Below are 18,315 nucleotides of genomic sequence, written 5' to 3' on the forward strand. Positions count from 1 at the left end.
CCATTGTCTATTTATAAGATTGATTCGCTTATCTTTGTGCCAAAATTAAGTGTATATACAGTGATTGACGTAAATAATATTTCTGTTTCCTTTGGGGGAACAACTCTTTTTTCAGATGTATCCTTCTCCATCAATGAGAATGATAAGATCGCATTGATGGGTAAAAATGGCGCCGGTAAATCGACTTTATTGAAAATTATCGCTGGAGTGGGTAAACCTACTACAGGTAATGTTGCTGGTCCGAAAGATGCCATTATAGCCTATTTACCGCAACATTTGCTAACAGAGGATAACGTGACTGTTTTTGAGGAAACGTCAAAGGCTTTCGAAGAAGTCTATGGTATGCGTGATGAGTTGGAAAACCTGAATGAGCAATTAAATATCCGTACAGACTATGAGTCTGATGATTATATGCAATTGATCGAACGTGTATCCGAATTAAGCGAAAAGTTCTATTCAATTGAGGAAGTTAATTATGATGCAGAAGTTGAAAAGGTCTTGAAGGGACTCGGTTTTGAGCGTTCTGATTTTACAAGACAGACTTCTGAGTTTTCGGGTGGTTGGCGGATGCGTATCGAATTAGCTAAAATATTATTGAAGAAGCCGGATTTGATTTTATTGGATGAGCCAACCAACCACATGGATATCGAGAGTATTCAATGGCTGGAAGATTTCTTGGTCAATTCGGCTAAAGCAGTTATCGTTATTTCGCACGATAGGGCATTTGTCGACAATATCACCAATAGGACCATTGAGGTGACGATGGGACGGATTTATGATTATCGTGCCAAGTATAGTCATTACCTGGAATTACGTCAGGAGCGTCGCCAGCATCAGCTAAAAGCATATGAAGAGCAACAACGCTTTATTGCGGACAATCAGGAGTTTATTGATCGTTTCAGAGGAACCTATTCTAAAACATTGCAGGTACAATCACGTGTAAAGATGTTGGAGAAATTGGAAATCATCGAGATTGACGAAGTGGATACTTCCGCATTGCGTCTTAAGTTCCCACCATCTCCGCGTTCGGGTCAATATCCTGTTATTGTTGAGGATCTAACCAAAGCTTATGATGAACATGTTGTGTTTCAAAAAGCAAATATGGTTATCGAACGTGGTGAAAAGGTTGCTTTTGTCGGAAAGAACGGTGAGGGTAAATCTACCATGATCAAAGCAATTATGGGTGAGATCGATTTCGAAGGTACGTTAAAAGTTGGCCACAATGCAAAAATTGGCTATTTCGCACAGAATCAGGCAGCCTTACTTGATGGTGAAATGACTGTTTTTGATACCATTGATCAAATCGCAGTAGGCGATGTACGTGTTAAAATGAAAGATCTTTTGGGGGCTTTCATGTTTAGCGGCGATGATACAACTAAAAAGGTGAAAGTATTATCTGGAGGGGAGAGAACGCGTTTGGCGATGATAAAATTGTTGTTGGAACCGGTCAATGTATTGATTCTCGATGAGCCGACAAACCATTTGGATATGAAGACAAAGGACATTATCAAAGATGCTTTAAAAGATTTCGATGGTACATTGATCCTTGTTTCGCACGACCGTGACTTTTTGGATGGTTTGGCCGAGAAAGTCTTTGAATTCGGAAATAAACGTGTACGGGAGCATTTTGAAGATATTAAAGGTTTCTTGGAATACAAGAAGATGAGTAGCCTGAAAGATATTGAACGTTAGCATCTAGATAAACGTCGTGTAAAACCCGATAGGGGCTCAGTTATAAAAAGCGGCTTTTTGATATAAAAGCCGCTTTTTTGCGTTTTAAATTAAGATTAATCGAGCCTTCAAGCTTTTTTGCCTTAATCCCAAAGTGTGTGAAAGACACCTTCCCGATCAATACCATTACGCCGAGTCCAACTATTCCAAAATCGTAGTTATTCTTTTTATCTATACTCATCGTTTAATACCGTTTTTCTAAGTTGAAATTTACCATTTATGTTGATACTACGAAAGACAATTATCAGCAGATCGGTATGCGGCGATTTTCTCGCTCCAATTACTTTGCTGGTATTGAGCCTTTTGTTGTAAGCTAACAGATATTCCGTATATTGAACTTTCCTAAACATCAATTTTATTTATGATCATTGGATTAGACATTGGGACATCATCTGCGAAAGCTGTTGCATTTGACCACGCAGGTAACATCTTATCCCAGCATAGTATACCTTATCCTATAATAAACCCGTTGGAAGGGTGGTATGAGCAAGATCCGGAGATTGTTTATGGCGCATGTATTGATTCTATTATGCATGTCATGATTAGCTTAAGGCAATCTAGTGGGGAGATACCGAAACCTGTATGTATTTCGGTGAGCAGTGCTATGCACGGACTGATCGCTGTTGACTCGGCAGGACAGCCACTTAGTAATTGCATTATATGGGCAGATCGCAGAAGTGAGCATATTGCGGTTGCCTTGGAGGCAAGTGAGGCGGGCAGGTTGCTTTATCAGCAGACGGGTACACCAATACATCCCATGTCTTTGCTTTGCAAATTAATGTGGATAGGGGCCAATGATCAAAAATTATTTGCTCAATCGTACAAGTTTATCGGTATCAAAGAATTTCTTTTTTACCGGCTCTTTGGCGTGTATGTGGTCGATCATTCCATTGCATCTGCAACAGGGCTTTTCGACATACATCACCTAAGATGGTCTGATCAGGCGTTAAGCTTGGCGGGCATATCGGAAGAACAGCTAGCATCTCCAGTTCCGGTCAATTATATTTTAAATATGCCTAGCCGAGAAATTGCGGCCTTGATGCATATCCCTGAAGATACCCCTTTTGTTATAGGTGGTAGCGATGGTTGTTTGGCTAATCTCGGAGTAGGAGCTATACGTCCTGGAGTGGCTTCGGTAACTGTAGGTACCAGTGGAGCTATTCGCGTAGCAAGCTCGCAGGCAAATCAAGAAAAAAAACAAAGACTATTTACCTACCTACTGAGATCAAATGAATATATAATTGGTGGTGCGGTTAATAATGGCGGTGTATTACGCAACTGGTTTCGAGACAACTTTTTGAACGAATATACCCAAATGGAAGCAGATGGAGATCTTTCGGCGTCGTTAGATGCTTTGATCGGCTCCGTCGTTCCGGGGGCAGAGGGCTTGATATTCTTGCCCTATTTAACTGGTGAACGGGCACCACATTGGAATTCCAATGCTAAAGGTGTTTATTTTGGAATACAGTTGCATCATGGCAGGGCGCACTTTGCACGTGCCATGATGGAAGGGATGTTGTTTGCAATTTACAGTGTAGGAATCGCGTTAGAGGAGAACACCGGTCCCATTCATACGATCTTTGCAAGCGGCGGCTTGGCGCGGTCATCGTTGTTCGTGCAGATGCTTGCAGACATTTTCAATAAACCTGTATTCACCAAAAATACAGTAGAAAGCTCTGCATGGGGAGCAGCATTGATAGGCTTGGAAGCCTTGGGTATTCAGGGATGTGAGCCTACTATAAAAAACAAACAAGCGGAAGGAGAGCAAGAGACCGAGCATTATTATAAACCGAGTGCGGAGAATCACGCTGTATATATGAAAAACTTCCGGAAATTTGAACGCCTGTACCATATATTGGAAGGTGAGTTTTAAGTAAATATAAATTATTATGCCTCTAATCATCGTTATTTTGGGAGTAGCTTTACTACTTCTTTTAGTTACCGTCGTCAGGTTAAACACGATCTTTTCATTACTGATAACCTCTGTTGCGGTCGGTTTTGCTATGAATATGAGTGCCGTCGACATCCTTAAATCTGTTGAAAACGGAGTGAGTACCACTATGGGCCAGTTGGCACTATTGTTGGCTTTCGGGTCTTTACTGGGAAAATTGATGGCGGAGGGTGGTGCTGCAGAAAAGATTACAACGGTACTAACGGCTGTATTTGGTAAAAAGAACTTACCTTGGGCAATGGTTCTCACGGGCTTTTTAGTAGGAATTCCCTTATTTTACAATGTCGGTTTTATCGTCTTAGTACCATTCGTTTTCATGGTATGTGTTTCCAATAAAATGCCTTTGCTTTACATAGCCATTCCGTTGCTGGCAGCGCTGTCCGTGACACATGGTTATTTGCCACCACATCCGGGAGCTACGGCCATAGCGCTTACCTACAAAGCGGATATCGGTTTAACAATGGTCTATGGGATTATTGTGGCAATTCCTGCCATCATTATCGGTGGACCGCTCTTTGGAAGGATGCTTAAGCATATTCCGACCAACCCACCGACCGAGTTTTTTCCTGAACACAATCAAGCGGATAGGAAAGAGCTTCCCGGATTTGCAATTAGCATATTTACGGGGCTTTTTCCAATAATTTTAATTGCTTTTGGTTCATTTTCACATCTAATATTTCCAGAAGGCTCCTCTTGGCTGAAGGCACTACGTTTCTTGGGTGACCCGGTTGTGGCTTTAATGATTGCATCGCTAATGGCGATGTACACAATGGGTATCCGCCAAGGTAAAAGTTTGCGGGAGCAATCAGAAAGTGTGGAGGAAGCAATCCGCGGGATAATGATGATCCTTTTTATCATTGCGGCATCAGGCGCCTTTAAGCAAATTTTGGTAGACAGTGGTGTAGCGAACTACATCGCTGACATAACCGCAGACCTGAGCTTGTCGCCTCTTGTACTTGCATGGTTAATAGCCGGTATCATTCGCCTAGTTATCGGTTCGGCTAGTGTTGCTGGGCTCACGGCAGCGGGCATTATGCTTCCCATTGTGCAGGCAGGAAAGGTTACTCCTGAATTAATGGTGCTAGCGACGGGGGCGGGTAGTCTTATGTTCTCACACGTCAACGATCCTGGGTTTTGGATGTTTAAATCTTATTTTGGAGTGAGCATGAAGGATACGTTTCGCTCATGGACGGTGATGGAAACGCTCGTTTCTGTTGTTGGATTGATTGGCGTCTTGATTTTACATTTGCTTGGTCATTGACAGCGAATGGAAAAGTTTCCTATTGTCATACATCTTTAGTTAATACTCTTGGCTTTCTAAGCATTGCTTTTTTATAAACAACATAAACACGATCGTGTACTGTCACGGTAGCTCAACAAAGTGATGATATGAAGTAATCGTAAGGATGTATAGTAATAGCTCAAACGAATATTGAATTATACAGGCCCATAATCGGTTGATTATGGGCTTTTTTTTGACGGAAACCTTTGTTTGATTTTTTTTTCTTAATATCGTGACAATGAACCAAATTTTTGTTGTTCTAAAATTATGTGGAGATTACACCGATTTTATATACTTTGCTCAATCCTGTTGGTAAGCTGCCTATCTGGGTTACCGTCTTTTGGACAATCAATTGCTTATACAGTAGACAATTTGCCCAGTCCAAAAATAAAGGGGCAGGATTATTTTGTGTCCAATCCCGATGGGATTCTATCTTCGGGTACAGTGGCGGAATTAGATGGTTTATCAACGCAGATTGAGGCTACTACAAAAAGTGAATTTGCCATCGTTGTTGTGAACGATTATGTTGGCGACAGTGATTTCGAATTTGCTTTAAAATTATTCAATGCCTGGGGGATCGGTAAGAAGGAAAGTAACAATGGGCTTTTGTTGTTTATTGCTAAAGACCGCCATGAATACCGTTTTATCACTGGGTATGGTATGGAAAGTATTTTGCCCGACGCTTATTTAAAGCGCATTGGCGAAAAATATCTCGTACCTAATTTTAGGAATGAGGATTACGACCGGGGTGTTATGGAGGCTTCAGAATTTATAAAGACCATTCTCACCTCACCGGATAGTAAAGCCGAGCTGGAACGCTTAATGCCAGAGGCAACACCTGTCTGGAGCTTTAAAAGTCCAATCCTGCGAAATTCACTGTTGGTTTTAGGTTTGTTTGCAATCTGTTATATCTGGTTGGGTGAGGTGACCCGAGCTATCAAAGGGAAGTTGACCAAAAAAAGTAAATATTTCCCGCCTTTAGTCAGCGGATGCGGCTGTATGGGGATAGTAATGTTTATCTCGGTGTTTATCTGTGCATTTGCCCTCAATAATTTTGAGGAGGTCTATCAGTGGAAAAATTTACCTTATTTTATTGGTGTTTTTGGTAGTATTACCTTGGCGATGAAGTATAATGCAAGTCGTACGCAGATTGTCAATTCTTATCAGGACGAAGAAAATATACAAAAAGCTTTGCGCAAATTTCGTGTTTGGGGCTTAATTCCGCTATTGCTTAGTCCATTGGCGCTATTTGATCTCATTGGATTAAATAAACGCATTCGGAAGAATCAACTTCGATTGGCCCCTCCAGATCAATCTGGACGTTGGTTGCGCATGAATAAGGATGATGTGTCTACCCGAGAAAGTGCATACCTGGATAAGGGGCAGCTTTTGGAGGAAAAAATCGGTAGCCGTTCGTACGAAATATGGATAGATCAGACGACCAATGAAACAAAGCTGGTTCCCTGGGATGAAAATGTTGGGTTCAGTGATTGTCCTGCATGTCATTACAGAACTTTTGAGACCGGGCGTACCAAGACGATACGTGCAGCAACGTATAGTTCGCAGGGATTGGAAGAACGCTTTGACTTATGCAAGAACTGTGGCCATCGGGTATCCCATGGTGAACATTCAACTCCAGTTAAAGTGCGCTCAACATCGAGTAGCTCTGGCGGAGGATCGAGTAGTAGTGGCGGTGGTGGTAGTTTTGGTGGCGGATCTTCTGGTGGCGGTGGTGCAGGCGGAAGATGGTAATCCGTAATTTAGGGCAAAAAAAAGGTTTCCAAACGGGGAGAATGAAAACCTTAAATAACCAATTATAAACCTAAATTATGATGATACAAATATAGTGTATTTATTACACTATGCAAATTTTTTTTTAAAAAAATAAAAAATAAGTTACAGCTAGCGCTATATGATTTCTGTTTATAAATTGAAACCAAAATTTCAGCAGTTGCTGATGCCGATCTTGAACTTTTTGCATCACAGGAAGATAACGGCCAATCAAATTACAATTGGATCGATCGTATTCTCGTTGATCATTGCTTTGTTTTTTTGGTATGCTGATCGTTTCCCGATTTTCTTTTTGGTCCTGCCAATCGGATTGTTATTACGCATGGCCTTGAATGCCTTAGACGGTATGATGGCGAGGCTTTTTAATCAGACAAGCAAGACCGGAGAGGTTTTGAACGAAGTCGGAGATATTGTTTCGGATGTCGTGCTATTTTTTCCTTTGTTGAAGTTTCATCCGGAAAGCGTGTATCCAATCGTCGCTTTTATTGTCTTGAGTGTTGTGAATGAATTTTGTGGATTGATAGGGAAGGTAATTGCCAATGATCGTCGTTACGATGGGCCGATGGGCAAAAGTGATCGTGCTTTGCTGTTGGGCGTATATGGAATTTTAGCATTATTGCATATTTCTATCGTTGCTATTTCGGGCTATATTTTTGGCGTTTTGTGCTTACTCTTACTTTTGAGTTCGGTAACTCGATTGAGAAAGGCTTTGGCGCATGGCTGATGCCAATGGCAAGTTTGCAGATGTTCCTGTTCGTGTTAGAAGCTGGGGTTATATTGTCTTGGTGCTGGCGGTTGCTTTCGTCCCACCAACATTATCACCTTTGTTTGTTGCCTGGATAACCTTTCAAGGGATGTGCGAGTTTGCGCGTATGTTTATCCCTGAATGGAAGGCGAATCCATTTGTATTTCTTTCCATGGCATTGTTGCAAGCGTTGCTTCTGTACTTTTGTTCCTATCAAGAATATTTAGTGTTGGCCAGCTTCATGTGTTTAGGGACTGCTTTATTTTTCAAATATGGTTTAAAGGTTAAGAAGGGAACTGTATTTGGACTGTTTTTTGGCGCCGTAGCTTGTTTGCTTGCCTTTAGCCATTTAGCTTTTATCCGATCCATTAAAATGGATGGCATCGCGTTCCTAGGACTAAAATTAATCGGATATATTGTTGTGTTAACGGAACTGAATGACGTCTTTCAATACCTGATGGGCAAGTTTTTTGGCAAACGTAAAATCGTTCCGCGTATTAGCCCAAATAAGACAATTGCTGGATGTGTGGGCGGTATCGGCTTAACAATTATACTGAGTAATTTATTGGGGTATTTCCTACTGCCTTTTCAGAATTTTCTATACTTTTCGTTGTTCGGTTTGTTCTTCGGTATTTTGGGATTCTGGGGAGATGTTCTTTTTTCCTATCTGAAAAGGAAGGCAGGAGTGAAAGATACTGGAACATTGATTCCCGGGCATGGTGGCTTATTGGACCGTATCGATAGTCTGATCTTCAATGCACCACTGTTTTATGCTCTGATTATCCTGTTGTTGGGGAATTAATAAAATTTGACGAATGTAGTAGAGAGAAGGTTAATTAAAATTTCAATGTGATGGCTTATCAACGTGCTGTTTTATTTTCAGGGGGTGGAACGCGGTTCAGTCTATATCTGGGCATGTACGCAGCGTTAGATGAGCTGGGCTTAAAACCAGATCTGCTTATAGCGAGCTGCGGAGGTTCAATGGCAGTCGCTGTTATACAGGCCTTTGCTACACATGAAGCCCGCAAGTGCTATCTACAATCTGAAGAATTTTATCGGTTTTTCTTGCATCATCGGCTCACTGAACAGCGTCGTTTGGGGAAGCTGGGCGTGTATGTTTTGAAAAAACAGCTGAACGAAAAACGGGCGCCCTTTATCGAGGATGTTCTTAGTCGCTACCTGGTCGAGATGGAGCAGGACATCTCTTCTTTATTGCCTGCATTGGATAGACCATTCTCGGCAGCAATACCGGCACTGGTGGTCGGCGCTAAAATGCTGTTCAGCCCGTCTGAAGTAGGGCAGCGGCGTGGAGATCGGAAACTCTATCAAAAAATGCTGATGGGAACTAAGGATGTATTGGCCAATGTGCCTGTTGAGGCAATAGGTATTGCGGATGAGAATTATGTGCACAGTGCAGTGGCTGAAGAAGTTCATTTGAGCGCTGAATTTTCTGTGCTACAGGCGGCCCGTATTTCAATGTCCGATATGTTTTATATTGAACCTGTATGTTCCAATAATACCCATTACGCTGGTGGAGCAATTGATCTCGTTCCAATGGAGCTAGCAAATGTGCTTGCTGAAAACATTATATGTGAGCGAAAACAATCTTACAAACCACAAGAAGAAGCGTTGGTACGGGCAGTATTGGGCTTTAGTGGAAATAAACGGTTAGCAGATTTGGAACAACATTTTCCGTATGCACATTGGATAGATACACAGGATGCCGCGAAACAATTAGCTGGGAAATACTGTAAAAAAGGAATTGATTGGCGTAAATTTGAAGTTACGCTTTCTTTCCCGAGAGATCTGGAAGAATTTGCTGAAGCGATGGAAGCGCAATGGAGTTATGGTTATCAGGTGACTTTAAATTCGTTTAAGAAGTAATTGGATGAAAGTATTTATTGCCGGTGGTACAAGTGGAATAGGCCTTGCTTTGGCCAAGCGTTATCTTGATCAAGGAGCAGAGGTAGCGGTATGTGGACGTGATCTGCCGAAAATGTCAGCATATTCCTGGACGCATAGCCTTAAAAGTTTTGAAGTAGACGTATGTCAATTAAACAGTCTGCAGGATGCGGTCAGCACATTTTGTGCACATTCATCTTTGGACCTCTTTATCAATTGTACCGGGAGTTACGCAGATGACGTTGCTCAACAGATAAGTTATCAGGAGGCGGTTGCCATGCTACAGGTGAATATGATGGGTACGATAAATTGTTTCGAAGCGGCAAGAATGGTTATGCAGGGTCAGTCGGAAGGACAGATTGCAATCGTCGCATCGGTATCGGGAACGCTTCATTTTCCCAATTCAAGCCTATATAGTAAGACCAAGCGTGCTGCAATCCAAGTGGCTGATGCATATCGGAGGGCACTCCAGCCGTATGGAATTGCGGTTACTGTTATCGCCCCGGGCTATGTTGATACGGATAAACTGAGAGCGCTCAATAAGCAAGATTTGTCTAAAAAGCCATTTTTAATCCCCGTAGGCGATGCGGCACAGCGTATAATGGCAGCTATCGAACAGAAGAAGAAGCAAGTAGTGTTTCCGAAGCGTATGAAGTGGTTAATGGCATCGCTGGGACTACTTCCAAATATCGTATTGAATAAAATTATGTCGAGGAAGGCCAAATGGATGAAAAACGACTGAAAAATGGGGGACTGCAATTTGCTGTTTTCCTTTATTGTGCGCTATTTTTCCAGTTGACTTATTCTGCTGCTGCGGTCCATGCTGCAAATCAGACTACTGTATCTTCGTTTGTGTTTCCTTTTGAACACTTTATGCCGTTCGTTTCTTGGATGATTATACCCTACATGAGCAGTGGTTTGTTCTTCGCTGTGGTTCCTTTCTGTTGTCGAAGTCGAGAAGAGCTTTGGGTCTATACGAAGCGTTTCAGTTTCATTACCATCTTCTCTATTTGTTGTTTTTTTATTTTTCCCTTGCGATTTTCTTTTGATAGGCCTAGCGTTGAGTATCCAGTTTTTGAATTTTTCTTCGCCTTTTTAGGGAAGTACGATTCCCCATTTAATCAAGCACCTTCGTTGCATGTGGCCTATGCATGTCTGTTTTGGTCGGTGCTCGGTAGGCAGCTAAAAGGATGGAAAAAAGAGGCTGTGAGAATTTGGCTGCTGCTCACGGGGATTGCTACACTCACCGTTTATCAGCACCATCTGGTGGATGTGCTGACCGCATTGATTTTGGTTCATATGGGATTCGTGCTATTCCCATCTCCATCGGGACTGCTTCATGACAGTGCATTATCTATGTTAAAGGCTGGGAATTTTCCCTTTTTGGCTGGTACCGAAAAGGCAAATTTATACGAAAAGACGAAATTAGACCTCGAAACGGAGATTTGTCGTAGAAACCAAAGAATTGGTAACGTTTACTATGCCATTGGCTGGAGTTTATTGTTACTGGCATTGTGGGGCGGAGCTCATGCTTTTGGATTATATCTTCTGTGTTGGCCATCCCTGGTCTGCATTGCGGTAGGAAGGAATTATGTTATCAATAATCCAAGGTTTTTAAAAAATGAAAAAGGTTGGATACCTAGATTTAAAAAATGGTTTTATTGTCCATATCAATGCATATATTGGTTACTGTGGCGTTTTGTCAGACGCAGCAATAATCCGCCTTTATTTGAAATTTTACCAGGTTGTTATGTGGGGCCGAGGATGACTGCAGGAGATCTCCGTGTGCTTGGTCTGAATAAGCATCTGGTTGTTTTTGATCTGGCTGCTGAATTGGAAGAAATACCTATTCTACATTTAGAGAAAAACTATCATTCGTTTCCATTGTTGGATATAGCAGCAATTAAATTGTCGGATGCCGAAAGGATATTGGCAGCGCTCGTAATCAGTTATCAACAATTGAAGCGAGGTGAAAATATGATTATACATTGTACAATGGGTTACAGCAGGAGTATGATTTTTGCTGTTCTATTGTCACAAAAAATATTATCTTTAGATTTAACGGATGCTATAGATCGGGTTAAATCTCATAATAAGCATTTTGTATTGCATAGACATGCACTTGAGTTGATGGAGGTGCTGGTCGAGAGAAATAGCTAGACGGTCCTTTGCATGATCTTTGTTATGAAATATACTATTTGATATTAGTACGTAAAAATTATACATGAAATCAGGTTACTTCAAGAGTTTTGATCAAGGAGAGTTATTATATCGCGTTTGGAATTATCAGGCCGGACAGCGGGCATTGGTCGTACTGCACCGGGGGCATGAGCATTCGGAACGTCTGCAGGAGATGGCTACGGATCCACAGTTTGCCGATCACTCCATCTTTGCATTTGATTTGCGCGGACATGGTTATACGAAAGAACCAGTTTCACCGATCTTTATGGATTATGTGCGTGATTTGGATAGTTTCTTTCATTATATAGGCCGTGAATATTTGGTTGATTCGAAAGACATCTTCGTTATCGCCAATAGTATTGCGGGGGTTGTTGTCAGTGCGTGGGTACACGATTTTGCGCCTAAAGTCGCAGGTATTGCATTGTTGGCACCTGCATTTGAAATTAAATTATATGTGCCCCTAGCCAATCGGATGATTGCTTTGGGAACAAAGCTAAAAAAAGATCTGATTATCCAGAGTTACGTCAAATCCAAGGTGTTGACTCACGATATCGATCAGCAGAAGGCTTACGATGCTGATCCGTTGATTTCCAAATCTATCAATGGCGCTTTGTTGGTTGATCTATTAAAAGCCGGCGAGCGTATCGTTGAAGACGCAGCGGCGATTGATATCCCAGTAATTGTCCTTTCTGCTGAAAAAGATTATGTGGTCAAAAATTCGGTGCAGAAAAAATTCTTTGTGACAATAGCTTCAAAGTTGAAGACTTTTATCACTTTACGTAATTTCTACCACGGGATTCTATTTGAAACAAATCGGCAGAAAGTTTATCACTATCTGCGAAATTTTATCGACAAAGCCTATGCCCGACAAAGTCCTGAACTGACGCTCGAACCCGATGATTTTTCGGTGAAAGAGTATGAACAATTATACCATAAATGACTTCCTGCAGGTGAAAAATTGAACTATGCTGTCCAGAAATGGGCATTGGGCAAAATAGGTTCCTTAAGTAAAGGAATGAATTTAGGCCTGCAGTTTGGATTTGATTCGGGGATATCGCTGGACTACGTCTATCGAAATGAATCGCAGGGTAAAAATCGGTTCGGTCGTATCCTCGACCGAGGTTATCTGGAGGCGATTGGATGGAAAGGAATTCGCATTCGAAAACAGCACTTATTACAGTTATTGGAAGAGAATATCGCGAAGGTCAAAGCTGCTGGAAAGACCGTGAAGATATTGGATATTGCAGGTGGCACCGGCAATTACTTATTTGATATCAAAGCGAAATATCCCGAAGCCGAAATCGTGATTAATGAATTCCTGTTGTCCAATATTGAGGTGGGAGAGAGGATTATCCGTAGAAATGGATTGCAGGGGATACGATTTACCAATTACGATTGTTTTGATCCAGCTACCTATTCCAAACTGGAATTCGAGCCTAATATTGTTATTATCTCAGGTATTTTTGAACTTTTTGGTGACAATGAAATGGCAAGTAGGGCTGTAAAAGGCGCAATTTCGATTTGCGAATCAAGCAGTCATTTGGTTTATACTGGACAGCCATGGCATCCACAGTTAAAGATGATTGCTTACGTGTTAAACAGTCATCAGAAAAAGGACTGGGTGATGCGTCGTCGTTCGCAGAAAGAATTAGATCGTCTGATGGCGTACAATGGAGTTGTTAAGGAACGTATGCTGATCGATGACTTTGGCATATTTACGGTGTCTTCAGGGACGGTAAATGGGTAGCCATTCCGCTATTCTTAGCAGTGAAAAGTTATGTCTTTGTTTAGGGTAATGATTATTCCAGCTGACGCTTCCAATTACGTCAGCTGGAATAATCAGGACGAATATTAATTCCTATAAGCACGGATAGCTTGTATGATGCCCTCCAGGTTTTCGTTAAAGTCCTGCATTTGTGCAAAGACCTTATCATCTTTGGCAAGTCCACCATGTTTATTGTTCTTGCGGAATATTTCTTTGATGTGTTCCCACCGTTCTTGTTCCACTGTATTGATTAATCCAGCAAGTTCTTTCAATTTTAAAAGATTACTTTCCGTATCGGCAGTAAGGGTTTGTGACTCACTTTCATAATGTGCGAGGAGAACTTGATCGATTTCCTGTTCGTTCATCATCGGCACAACTTGGGCGACGAGCTTACTCATATTCCGATAAGACCCTTGCAGTTTGAACGGCGGTTCTGTTCGGTAATTGTCCTGCATGGCCGCACTTTGAATATAATTTTGATTGACCTTGATGACAACGTTTCTGATCTTTAATACATGTTTTAATACTGTGATAAAATCATCGATATCTTGCTTCAGGTAATTGCCTTCTAAATCGGGAAGTTGATCTACAACCGATTGTGCATAGTTCACTAAAGCATAGAAATCGTTGAAAGATTTGCTTGCTATTTTTTCAAGGTAGCTGTTTTCAATTGCCGCATTTTCAATTAAGCTGAGATTGAAAAGTGCTTCGGTATCACCGATCACATCCCCAAGATTGTATACATCCGCACGGTTGGCCAACATATCTGGAATCTGAAATTTGGACCCACTTTCGGTGTAAGGGTTTCCTGCCATTACGATGCAGAATCTTTTCCCACGCAAATCGTATGTTTTACTCTCACCTTCAAAAATACCGTCGATCTTACGTTGCCCATCAGCCAATGAAATGAATTTCTGAAGGAATTCGGGATTCAAATGTTGGATATCATCGAGGTAAAGCATCACATTATCGGCCATTTCGAAAGCAAGATTGATCTTCTTAAGTTCCTCACGTTCACCAGAGGTTTTCGCTTCCACAGGATCTATTGAAGTAATGGAATGCCCTATTGTAGGTCCGTTGATTTTTACAAAATGTAATCCCATGGTTTTCGCGAGGTATTCCATTAATGTTGTCTTTCCGTAACCTGGCGGAGAAATGAGGAGAAGCATACCCATCCTGGCGGTACGTTTATTGTCGCCAGCTGCCCCCAGCTGTTTGGCCAAATTATTTCCGATCAATGGGAAGTAAACTTCGTTGATCAACTTATTTCGGACAAAAGATGTTAGGACTTTTGGTTCAAATTCTCCGATTTTCAGCTCCTTGGCGTATGTTTTTCCAAGCTGCTCCTTCAAAGAAGCGAATTCTTGAAAACGAGGAACATTCCATTCTGCAAAAGTCTTCAATCTACGCAGAAATTGATGGTATTGAATTTGCTCTTCTCCATTGTTCAAGATCACGTGATTTCCCTTTAATCCCTGGATGAGTGCATTGTCTTTGGCGATGATCAATTGGTATTCATCCTTCGGATAAAGAAGCGTGACTGCAGTTTCCTCCACGTACTTTTGGAAAGCCTGGTAATCGTCGTTCTCGTCGATAAAAGAATTTAGCCAATTTAAGGTCAAATAGAAGCGGTCTACGAGACTAAATTGTGTATGCTGAATATCTGCTTCAAAGAGTTTAAAACTCTTCTTGTTTTCCAATAGCCTGATGAAAGCCTTTTTAAGTTCATCCGATTGCTCACTGACGACAAACTTGCTGTAGCTTGTGAAAGTCTGGAAGAGATAGCTCGCGACGTCCTCCGCATGAAATGTCGAACGATCCAAATGGGTGTCCCAATTGATGAATAATTTTGTGAGTTCGTCCACGACAGATTGGTAGCGTGTGGAATTTGGAAATGCTTTTAATACCGAATGTGTAGATTGAATCAACGCTGTCTGTTTTTCCTGCTCGTCTTGCGCAAGTGAATGCCAAAACAATTGTGCCATAGCACGCAAATGAGCTTCGTAACGTAAAAGATCAAGTTTGCTATCTAGCTGCTTGATGGTATCATAGATTACCAAGGCATCAAAGTTATGCACTCCTTTGACATAACCTTCCGAATAACTTTGCTCGACAGTCTGATTGATAAACAGGTTGGCATCAAAATCTAACTGTCCTTTGGAAGCAAGGAATGTTTTATAGGCGAGATATTCAGCCCGGTATACGTCCTTGTTTTCGGAAATCAGTTCCTGATCCCAAATATCGCTAAAGTTTTCGATCTCGGATCCTTTGACTTTTTGATAGAAGCTCGTTCCGGTAAGATGGAAGAATAGTTCGTCATTTTTGCGTACGAGTGTTAAACTGAGTGACTGACTATTGACGGCAAATTTATGCTTGCCAAGCGCAATAATGTTCTCTCCATCTACAAAAAGATCATTCTTGTCACGTAAAATGCGTAATGCATCCTCCTGAGATTTTTTGAGCAGGTTTTCAAGATTTTCGGCTTTTGAAACATCACTGAGCGTTTTCAGCTCTTGCACAAGCTGTCTGATTTTGTCAATCATCAAATCTGAAGCAAAGAAACTTAGGATTTCCTCACGCGTTGCAAATGTCTTTGATTTGTTTTCGATATTCTTTAATACGCGAAGTCCAATTTGCTCGAGTGAAGAGCTACGTTTGTTGATCTGTTCAACGATTTGCTCTCTGCGGGAATTAAATGCTTTGATGATCTCATCGCGTTTATCTGCTATTTTCAGGGCGAAGTCCTCAAATTCTGAAAACTTACTTTCGAGTTCTTCCAGTTGAACAATGACCTTGGTATAATACTCGTCTACTTTTTCAGTTGTCGTAGAGAGTTCAAGATAATTGGTGACAGACTGTTCCAGTAGCGTAAGTTGGGCGGAAAATTCTGCAATGGCTTCCGTACTTTTTAATGAATTGAGTTTACGCGTAAGCTGCGCCCGGACCTCATTCAAGGACGAGAAAATAACGGCTATCTTCTCGATGATTTTGGTGGTTTGGGTGGAGTCGTCAATTTTTAAACTGTTTAGAATATCGATCAACAGCTCCAATTCACTCGATATAGCCGAATTGGCTTCCTCAATCGCTTTGGCGTCATAGACTTTGACAATTGCAGCAACATTGTTTTTCTGCTGCTCCACTTTCTGCTCATAGGGTTGTAAAGCCTCGTCGCGGAGCAAGAAAGCAATTGTCTTTTCGGCAAGTTCGGTGGTGATTGACTGCAGCTTCTCGAGTAAAGCATCGATACGGACTATATCAATATATCTGACATTTTTGAGGTCAATGATTTCGCCCTGTAAACGTCGTGAATCTGCCAGTTGATGAACAAGTTGGTCAAGCTTTTCGACTACAGTACTATTGATGGAAAAGGTAAGCTCTTCCATTTTCTTCTCGGCAGTGCTATTGAGCTCTGTAGCGTATTTACGTTGGGCTTGGACCTTAACAAATTCGTCAATTGCCGTATTAGCGACCTCCTTGATCTGAGCTAATGGCTGACCAAGGTTGGACAAGGCTTCATCCTTTATCCAAAAATAAGAGTCAAGAAGGACAGTCGATTTTTTGAGTATATCCTCGTAAAGGCCTTCATAACTATCTTCTTTGTTGATGAGCTGTATGACTTCTTGTGCTTCGGCCATGGCCTGTACGATCTGTTTATTACCAACCTTATAAAGCGGGTCGTCTTTTTTTAACTCATTTTCTTTGAGCACGGCCATGTAAGGGGTTTCCCAGATCTGAACCTGATGATGCCTTGTTGCTTCGGCCTCTGTATGGAAGTAAATTAAACTACCGTCTTTAAAAAGTGTGAATCCATTGCAGATGATCGGCGTTTCGACATGCTGCTGAATGATGTTATAAGACAGTAAGATGTAGGTATTCGTTTCCTCCTGACAAAAGATATAGAGGAAGTCTTCACCGTTTGGTGATGCGATGCGTCTAAGGAAACTAACCCGGTCAAACTGGACGTCAAAGATTTTATGGGTGCCATTCTGCAGGTAGTATCCGTTAAAAAAAATGATTCCTTGATTATCGGGTAGTAAAATGGCTGATTCATTAAGGGATTTAAGATTCACCACTTCTTTTGTCCGTTGATTAAAGACAAATGCACGGAAATCTTCTTGATACGGTTTGATGCGAACGGCAATCAAATTGCCAAGGTCTGCATAGTAGTAATCCGCATCATCCAATTGTTGGTCGGCGTTTGAAACTTTTTCGGAGAAGATTCCTTTCCCTGTATCGGTGTTATTTTCAATTTTGAAAGTAATATCGCCATTGATCGCTTCTATAAAGATCTTGTCCTTAATGGATATGTGTGGGTGTTTTCCGAGGCGACGGTCTTCCAAGGTTGTTTTTGTCCATTCAAATTCAAATTGGTTGGGTAATTTGACTTCATGGATGCTGCGGTCGTCCTGATATTGGAGCTTTCCGTCTTTAATCAACCACTTGAATGCCTTCAGGTCAGCAGGATTTTTGCTGGTCTGAAAGATCATATAAAGATAGTTTTCCGTACGTCGAAACTTGGAAAAGATCGAGTCGCGATAGTATTTGTATAAATTTTGGTAATCGCCAATGAAATTAGGATCATTGATCAGATCGAGTGATTGTGGGATAAACTGATTGTTTTCGAATGTATATACACTGAAAACATCTTCGAGTTTAATTTCGGTGCGTAACCCAAAATGGACATTATAACCAAATATACATAGCTTGTCCAGGGCTAAAATACCACGAGCAACACAGTTATTTTCTGTGGTGATCCGTTGATTGGCCCTGAGTATAAAACTTGTCGCATTAAATATTTCCTTGCGGGCATTATTTAGTTGTTGGAGTTTGATAGTAAGCTCTTCTTTTTGTGTAAGAAGCCGCTTCCGAATAATCTCGTATGCACCTTGATCAAGGGAGTCGTTCTGATTTATTACGTTTTCTTCTGGCATAAAATGAGCTTTCTCGACTTGGTATATGTGATAAAA

The 18,315-nt window shown here is 41.4% G+C and carries 13 protein-coding genes; 11 read left to right on the plus strand and 2 right to left on the minus strand.

Annotated features, from left to right (window positions below; genetic code table 11):
• Positions 1–60 precede the first annotated feature (60 nt).
• Complete coding sequence (locus B4Z47_RS11620; protein WP_046674822.1) at positions 61–1,692, plus strand: ABC-F family ATP-binding cassette domain-containing protein; 1,632 nt, start codon at positions 61–63, stop codon at positions 1,690–1,692.
• Positions 1,693–1,732: 40 nt separating this feature from the next.
• Here B4Z47_RS11620 and B4Z47_RS11625 read toward each other — a convergent pair whose 3' ends face one another.
• Positions 1,733–1,912, minus strand: coding sequence for a hypothetical protein (locus B4Z47_RS11625; protein WP_115046994.1), 180 nt, complete (start codon positions 1,910–1,912; stop codon positions 1,733–1,735).
• Positions 1,913–2,092: 180 nt separating this feature from the next.
• Here B4Z47_RS11625 and B4Z47_RS11630 point away from each other — a divergent pair, with 180 nt between their 5' ends.
• From B4Z47_RS11630 to B4Z47_RS11675, 10 genes are all read left to right on the plus strand, one after another.
• Entirely contained in the window at positions 2,093–3,604 is a 1,512-nt protein-coding gene (locus tag B4Z47_RS11630) for a gluconokinase (protein WP_115046996.1), read from the plus strand.
• A 16-nt stretch (positions 3,605–3,620) separates the two neighbouring features.
• Positions 3,621–4,943, plus strand: a complete 1,323-nt coding sequence (locus tag B4Z47_RS11635) for a gluconate:H+ symporter (RefSeq protein WP_115046998.1) — start codon at positions 3,621–3,623, stop codon at positions 4,941–4,943.
• 288 nt (positions 4,944–5,231) lie between these two features.
• The gene (locus B4Z47_RS11640; RefSeq protein WP_201303456.1) at positions 5,232–6,716 is read left to right on the plus strand and encodes a TPM domain-containing protein; all 1,485 of its coding nucleotides are present in this window, start codon (positions 5,232–5,234) and stop codon (positions 6,714–6,716) included.
• A 178-nt stretch (positions 6,717–6,894) separates the two neighbouring features.
• Positions 6,895–7,479, plus strand: coding sequence for a CDP-alcohol phosphatidyltransferase family protein (locus tag B4Z47_RS11645; RefSeq protein ID WP_201303457.1), 585 nt, complete (start codon positions 6,895–6,897; stop codon positions 7,477–7,479).
• Entirely contained in the window at positions 7,472–8,302 is an 831-nt protein-coding gene (locus tag B4Z47_RS11650) for a phosphatidate cytidylyltransferase (RefSeq protein WP_115047000.1), read from the plus strand. Before B4Z47_RS11645 ends, B4Z47_RS11650 begins: the two co-directional genes overlap by 8 nt.
• Positions 8,303–8,352: 50 nt before the next feature.
• On the plus strand, positions 8,353–9,384 hold the full coding sequence (locus B4Z47_RS11655) for a patatin-like phospholipase family protein (protein WP_115047001.1): 1,032 nt from the start codon (positions 8,353–8,355) through the stop codon (positions 9,382–9,384).
• 4 nt (positions 9,385–9,388) lie between these two features.
• Positions 9,389–10,144: an SDR family NAD(P)-dependent oxidoreductase gene (locus tag B4Z47_RS11660; RefSeq protein ID WP_115047003.1), complete on the plus strand. Its 756-nt coding sequence runs from the start codon at positions 9,389–9,391 to the stop codon at positions 10,142–10,144.
• Entirely contained in the window at positions 10,126–11,562 is a 1,437-nt protein-coding gene (locus B4Z47_RS11665) for a phosphatase PAP2 family protein (RefSeq protein WP_115047005.1), read from the plus strand. Before B4Z47_RS11660 ends, B4Z47_RS11665 begins: the two co-directional genes overlap by 19 nt.
• Positions 11,563–11,626: 64 nt before the next feature.
• On the plus strand, positions 11,627–12,523 hold the full coding sequence (locus B4Z47_RS11670; protein ID WP_201303458.1) for an alpha/beta hydrolase: 897 nt from the start codon (positions 11,627–11,629) through the stop codon (positions 12,521–12,523).
• 18 nt (positions 12,524–12,541) lie between these two features.
• On the plus strand, positions 12,542–13,330 hold the full coding sequence (locus B4Z47_RS11675; RefSeq protein ID WP_201303459.1) for a class I SAM-dependent methyltransferase family protein: 789 nt from the start codon (positions 12,542–12,544) through the stop codon (positions 13,328–13,330).
• Positions 13,331–13,434: 104 nt separating this feature from the next.
• Here B4Z47_RS11675 and B4Z47_RS11680 read toward each other — a convergent pair whose 3' ends face one another.
• Positions 13,435–18,279, minus strand: a complete 4,845-nt coding sequence (locus B4Z47_RS11680; protein WP_115047007.1) for a DNA repair ATPase — start codon at positions 18,277–18,279, stop codon at positions 13,435–13,437.
• Between the last annotated feature and the right edge of the window lie 36 nt (positions 18,280–18,315).

The organism is Sphingobacterium sp. UBA2610 (assembly GCF_002339225.1).
In the GTDB taxonomy this organism is placed as follows: domain Bacteria; phylum Bacteroidota; class Bacteroidia; order Sphingobacteriales; family Sphingobacteriaceae; genus Sphingobacterium; species Sphingobacterium multivorum.